Here is a 5,988-nt window from a genome sequence, read left to right on the forward strand (position 1 = left end):
CCCTCGATGCTGTTGGACGACGAAGTCCCTGGCACGCGACGATAGTGCGACTGATTCGGAATTGCACCGCAGAAAATCCCCGGTCAAGACCTGAAGACGGACTAAACCTGCGGGTGTCCGTCGCCGCGCATAGTGCGCCCGTTCAATCTCACGGCATTGCCAGCATCCTCTTTTCCACAAAACAACCAAGTCTGGATCGCGTGCTCATACGGCGCCAGATGAACGGCATCATGACCCTCCTTATACGTCAGCGCGAGCTTCGTGAACCCTTGAATTCAGAGGAGACTATCATTGCTGCCGTTTGCGGCCTTCTGCGTATGGAGCCGGTAAATGATCTGATGCGTCAGGGTGTGGCTCCATCGATTCTCCACGGCGTATTAGTGGCACCTCACTTTGCCGTTGAAGCGACCCCTCATGGCTTAGACCATTACCGTAGCCCCCGGGCTTGGGAGGACCTGGGTCGCCGCTACGAGGTTGGGATAAGTAGCAACAAAAACGGGTTGCTCATTTTCGACTAGTCCTTGTGGCCGGGCACTCAAAAGCCCGGCAGATTAGTTCGATCCAGCCTCAGACTTGGAGCGGTATTCGTTACTGCCGGGCTTCTGGCTCCTGAAGACTAGGTTTCGATATGGCCATATCTCCGCCTGTTCTAAAGGATATTGAATTAGTTCCTCGGTCTAACCAGCACTTGCGCACGTGCCTGCCGGTAAGCGGCTTTCGCCACAGGCACCGAACGAGTCGATGCAAGAACAGCTTCAGTATAGGGCGAAAGGCCACAGTTCGGCAGGCACGAGGAGACATCGTTTCAGGGTGGTCTAGTTGGTCCGCAGGCCGGCCCGTAGTTCTCGGTGGCGGGGTATTCGTTAGATGTCAGCGACCCACCGATATTCATACGGGCCAGCACGCAGAGATGTTCAGGCAAGGATACGCGGCAGGATGATGCGTTGGACTTCAACGAATGCGGCGCCTCCGGAAGTTTAGTTGGGACCGGCTGCACAGCTATCTCGGCGAGTGCACCGCCAATTAGCCCTTCTGAAGGGCGATCTCGAACCGGCAATTTTGCTAGCCCTGTCGCTACTAGCCATGAGATGTCGGTCTAATTGTTTCGAACTCCTGCCGTGTACAGCCCAAGGTGCGTGTGCCGTGTTTCACAGTATGACCTGGTGAACCGGACGGTCATTCCCATGCTTGAATCTACAAGTGCAACTTCTGATCCCATCTACTGAACAGGCTGCCGGGTCACCTCAGAGTCTGTTGTCCGTTGCCATAACTGCCTGTGTATCAGTTGCTGTCTTCTGGCTGGGCTACGGGCTCAACGCCGCGGCCGCGCAGAGAGAGCGTCGGCGAAAGGTCATCGAAGACTGGTTTCGGGCACTCTCGAAGTGGGTAGACGACTTCGGCGAGCTATCCAGCGCGCCGGACTACAGCTACAACGCGCTAACCAGCCGGGAAATCATTGAACTAAGCCTTCCTCGACGTCAGCGGTACCTCGCTTGGTGGATGCACGAGATGGCGGTGGGTGTGATGTTGAGGCGGAAGGCCGCATCCGAGAACTTGGAGTCTCGCCAAACGTGCAGCTCTGACCTTAACGACCTGCTAAGGGCAACTGGGACCCACCTTTTGGAATGGCATCACAAGAAGCTCCGGAGTGCTGATTTCAATTTTTCATACCAGCTGCGTGTCCAGGCGAGAGAGAGCGAAATTGCCGTTCGGACGTATGCTGAGTCCCGAGGGCTTGGAGACTTTATTTATCCGGTGAGAATGACTCTTCGCCGGCAATGGCAGTTCCAGAAGCTCCTCTTGAACCCCGAAACTGGAGAGCCAGTACTCGACTCATTGAAGTACTTCATCCGCCGGAAATACTTGGTAGCCGCGGTTCTCTTCAGCTCGGTTATCCTCCTCAAGTCGAGTGTGATCATTGCTCGCAGCAAGGTGAAGATTCTTGTTTTGAACCAACGGCTCCGACGACGTCAGCGGCGTCTCCGCCGCTCTCGTAAGATTCACGCGATCCTGCATCGGCGCATTGTGCGGAAGCGGCGGCTCCAGACGAATGTCGGCCGAGGAAAGGGCTAGATCATACGCCGGGGTTCATTCGCTAATTATCACCGATAGGGCATGCGGGCACGCGAGGTCTTCTCCCTGCAAAGCTTCCTGCGCGCCCCTCTCCCACGAACGGCGCAGGCTTAGGAAATAGTTGGGGCACATGGTGCGCTCGCGTAGTGTCGCATCCATGGAAGCTACCTCAGACGATCCCCAAGCTCGCCTGGCCGAATTGGCTGAACTCGCAGACGCAGGTCGGACTGCCTTTCTTGCCCTAGCTGAATCTGCATGGCAACCCGCAGAAAATTCGGCGGCAGCCCGCGCGAAGATTGATGTTACCGCCAAGGACCCTGCAACCAGCAGCGCCGACATATTGGCAGGGTTTGATCTTGTCTCTGAAGTCGTTGTGAGCTATCTGGAGGTTGCTGCCAATCATCTAGGGGGCCTGGCTGCTCTTTATCGCAGTGGTGAGGTCATGTTTTCGCCGCTGCCGCTCGTACGGTCGGTATTAGAGTATTGTGCCCACGCGATGTGGGTAGTTGGCGACGGCTCGGGGACGGCGGACGACATGTTGGCCCGCGCCTATCTCGAGGAGTTTGTCAGCTCGGAATTCGCCAAGATGGCCGCAGGTCGCATGGGTTCCAAACAGGACGATCCTCACCAGCATGCGCACAAGCGTTGGAAGGCAATACGAGAGCGGGCAATCGCGGCGTTCCCCGGGACTACGCCGCAGGACCTCGGTAACAGGACGATCGGCAGTCAAACTCTACTGTCGCCAGAGAGCGCTGTCTCGTGGATGTTCGGCCTGCTCAACGCGAACGCCAACGGCAGCGTGAACGAGAAGCAATCCGAAGGAATCTACTCATTTTTGTCGAGCGGAACCCATCCTTCGCTGTACCAAGCCCGACAGATGCGTATGTACGTTGACCGAGGCGAATACGTTGGAACTGTCCTGAAAGTGGACTTGGACTACCTTGAGAGGTTGCTCGGAGTGGGTGTTATAGCGTTCTACAATGCCCTGTCCTATGTGGTGTCCTTCTATGGGCTGCCGGCGCAAGCACATGACGAGCTGACGCGGCAAATTGATGACACCATGCCGAACTATTTGAAGCCATAAAATCTGGCTCAAGGCGGCTTTCAAAGGGAAACTCTCGTCGCGATACCTGCCGGGACAAAGAGGTTCATGCGGTTCCGTCCGCTGGGCACATCCCCGGACCTCGGGGTACTTGTTGCGAATAGCCGCGCCCAGCGGACGGAAGATAGGTCGTGAACGCACAAACTTGATTTCAGTCGGTTTGTACACAAATGTCAGGAATCATTGACGCCGACCGTCTTGGAGACCAGAGCATTGTGCCGCGGTCTGACCGGAACCGGGAGCCAACACACTCAGTTGGTCTCAAATACGGAGCCACACCCGGGTTTCGCTAGCGGACGATGCTCGAGACCAGGTCATAGCCAAGGGAGTAGACGGCTCGTAGGTTGAGTCTGTTTCGCACCATCCGTCCGTCCTTGACGGAGTCCAGTAAGCCGGATTCTCGGAGCCTGCGTAGATGCCGGGACACCTGGGGCACTGTCATGCCTGTTCGCTTGGCCAGCTCGGTTGTTGTGCATTGCTCGTTGACCAGATGTCGGCACAGGTCCATCCGTGCGGGGTCAGCCATGACTGTGAGTCGGAGGCGAATCTCTTCCATTGTGTTGGTTGTGGGGACCCCCATCTCCGTGAAGGGGAACTGTATCACTACCGGAAGATCTAGCCTCTGGTGTCCGTAGTCTTGAGCGAACTTGATGACCAGGTGCGGGGAGCCGTAGGACGAGGGCAGAAGTATGTATTTTCGGTCATCCGAGGACGAGATAAATGCATTCTGAAGTTTGTCGAAAGCAATTTGCTGGGTGCTGGGAAAGTAGTGGGTGCCGGGGTTTAGTGACGTGAAGACCATTGGTAATGGTTGTGTGGCGAGAGCGTTCTGGACCTCAGTTTGGGCGGCTCGCAATTGGGGTAATGCCGCATTCCATCGTTCCGAGAAGAACTTCTCGTTCACCTCCTTCAAGGTAGTGATGAGTTGGCTGCGCAGCTCTTCCGGGTTTCGGATGAGCTGCGCAGCGAGGATTCCTCGGGCCTCGGAGCGTTCTTCGGCGCGGGCGACGAAATCGGCCGCCGCGACTGGACTTCTGGTGACATCCGGGAAGGTCATGATTCGTGTGCCGTAGATGACCTCGGCGGAAAATGCCGCGAACAGGTCGAGGCTGAGGTTTTCCACTCTTTTCAACTCGTGTTCGAATCCGCTTGCTTGTCCAAACGTCAAAGGCATCAAGTGTCTTGCCCTGAACCTTGCCCAGAAGGGTGCCAGTGCCCGGACGGCACGATTCGTTTCGTCCGGCAGGGCCCGTGTCATGCCCTGGATTTCCTGCCTCCGGTCCAAGTGATGCGCGGGCTCCGCGACGGCGTGGAGGAAGGCCATTAACTCGGCCATCTGGGATAGCTGCACGGATACAGCTTCGGGTCGGAGTTGATGTAGATCCAAGACAATGGGCATGGGCTAGGCCTTAGTTCGTTGTACTACCATTGCACCGATTCTGCCTGCAGCCGGATGTCTTCCGCATCCACTTCGAGGTAAAGACCGTTCTCGATGAGCTCCTGCAGGTTCTTTGCGACCTCATGACGGTAACCCGCGGGACTGCCGTACAGGCTGCTGAGTTTGGCCGAATCGAAGGGTGTTTCGTTGCCGTGGTACCAGGACGGCCGGCCGACCGGGGTTGCGGCGACCAGGGTCGAATGAGGGACGTCGGTGTATGTGGTGCGCCAACCGCCGAGTGCGTTTCCATGTTCATCGCGCACAATCGTGTCGGTGGTTCCTACAGTTTCGAGGTACTGGCTGGGCGGTGGCACCTTGATTCCTTCGCTCCAGGCGACCAGTTGTTCGAATATCGCGTTGTAAACATGGGAGTTCGGGAAAGTACTCCAATATGCTCCCGCCGGCAGCGGGCAGTCTTTCAGACGGATCTTGTCCTTGTCGGACATGTACCGGGTTTCCCGATGGGCCATGCCGGGCACTTCGTAAAGACGGAACGTCGAGCTGTCAGGGCGCCGATGGCTTAGTCCCCGCACCTGTCCCGAAACCCCACACTCCCAGCGGACGGACTGGAACTCTGCTTCACCAAGCATCTCAATCACTGGAACATCGATGTCCGGCAGAGATGGTCCCCCCGATGCGGCCGGCAAATATCCATCGAAGACGGGCCGGCCATCTTCATTGCGGAACTGGGAATGATACTGCTCCACAAATCGGCGAACGACTCCCCCCGTCTGGGAGATTCCAATGAAGTAGAGACCCGTTATTTCCGATCCCTGAAGATCGGGAAGGCCGGAACGGAGAGCCTGGGCCACCTGGGCAATGATCTCAAAGGACTGTGGTGTCGCTTCCCACCATTTCTCCTTGAACTCGTCGTACTGTTTGGCGAGCTCATCCTGGTTTGGATCTTCCACGAACGGAATGGTGGCAGCGAAATCCGAGGCCAGCGGGCCTTCAATGAACGTCATCGAGCGGTAGCGCTCCGGGTTTGACCCGGCGATGAGGCCCAAGGCACTGGGTGACTGTGAATCGATCTCGATCCACATGTACCCATTGCGCATCAGGTGGCGGTTCAGGACCCGCCAGACTGAGGTGCCTCCCCAAATGTGCGCGACCTCAGCTACGGCCTTCCCGTTGAAATGGTCGATATTTTCAGGGCGGCGGACGAGGATTCGGGTCTGGTAGGGCTGTCCGGCAGCTGTCCCTGAGACGAAGTACTCCTCTTGGATGTAGTTATAGGTAGATATCCGGTCGACACCGTAGGGCTCAAGAACAACTGGTGAGGAGTGTGCTGTTTCCGGGATAGGTCCGGCGATGACCGCGGAGGGGGCGGTTTTGGTTCGAGGTGAGGTGCTCAATCTGTGTCCTAGAGGGTCGG

5 protein-coding genes are annotated in these 5,988 nt (G+C 57.1%); 3 read left to right on the top strand and 2 right to left on the bottom strand.

The window, feature by feature from the left end; all coding sequences use genetic code 11:
• The 3 genes from HP499_RS24905 to HP499_RS19645 all read left to right on the top strand — a co-directional run.
• Positions 1-518: hypothetical protein (locus HP499_RS24905; RefSeq protein ID WP_216660182.1), on the top strand; the 518-nt coding region annotated here is incomplete at its 5' end.
• A gap of 682 nt (positions 519-1,200) precedes the next feature.
• Positions 1,201-2,073 carry a hypothetical protein gene (locus tag HP499_RS19640; protein WP_172325831.1) on the top strand — a complete coding sequence of 291 codons (873 nt, stop codon included), beginning with the start codon at positions 1,201-1,203 and terminating at the stop codon, positions 2,071-2,073.
• A gap of 157 nt (positions 2,074-2,230) precedes the next feature.
• Positions 2,231-3,157: a hypothetical protein gene (locus HP499_RS19645; protein WP_172325832.1), complete on the top strand. Its 927-nt coding sequence runs from the start codon at positions 2,231-2,233 to the stop codon at positions 3,155-3,157.
• A gap of 307 nt (positions 3,158-3,464) precedes the next feature.
• Here HP499_RS19645 and HP499_RS19650 read toward each other — a convergent pair whose 3' ends face one another.
• Positions 3,465-4,574 carry a DUF5937 family protein gene (locus HP499_RS19650; RefSeq protein WP_172325833.1) on the bottom strand — a complete coding sequence of 370 codons (1,110 nt, stop codon included), beginning with the start codon at positions 4,572-4,574 and terminating at the stop codon, positions 3,465-3,467.
• Between the two features lie 23 nt (positions 4,575-4,597).
• A partial coding sequence (locus HP499_RS19655) for an alpha/beta hydrolase domain-containing protein (RefSeq protein WP_216660183.1) occupies positions 4,598-5,988 on the bottom strand: 1,391 nt, incomplete at its 5' end.

Source organism: Paenarthrobacter sp. CM16, assembly GCF_013179505.1.
Classification (GTDB): Bacteria; Actinomycetota; Actinomycetes; order Actinomycetales; family Micrococcaceae; genus Arthrobacter.

Bases quoted from the DNA above. Each gene is read 5' to 3' on its own strand.
- HP499_RS19650 (WP_172325833.1), bottom strand. From the start codon at position 4,574: ATGCCCATTGTCTTGGATCTACATCAACTCCGACCCGAAGCTGTATCC.
- HP499_RS19645 (WP_172325832.1), top strand. From the start codon at position 2,231: ATGGAAGCTACCTCAGACGATCCCCAAGCTCGCCTGGCCGAATTGGCT.